Raw genomic sequence first — 231 nt, 5'->3', positions numbered from 1 at the left:
AACGGTCGTGTAAGGAAGCTTGAGCATACGAGCCACCGCCTGAATGGATGTTCCGATGCAAGATTGCGCGACCCATCGCTGAAAAGCATCCGTCGCCACACTTCGAGGAGAGATGGCTGGATACGACGTGCTGAACGTCACGCCACACGTGCTACAACGTCTGCGCTCGACAGGAAGTTCGATCCAAAAAATTCCGATTCGCTGAGCATAGCCATGCATCCATTGCTTCTT

General features: G+C 53.2%; 1 protein-coding gene. It reads right to left on the bottom strand.

The features are described from left to right. Positions 1-231 (bottom strand): transposase family protein (locus VU18_RS17705; protein WP_161797237.1); only part of this gene is annotated, 231 nt, incomplete at both ends.

The organism is Geobacillus sp. ZGt-1, from assembly GCF_001026865.1.
Classification (GTDB): Bacteria; Bacillota; Bacilli; order Bacillales; family Anoxybacillaceae; genus Geobacillus; species Geobacillus thermoleovorans.
This window is presented reverse-complemented; position numbering and strand designations above follow the sequence as displayed.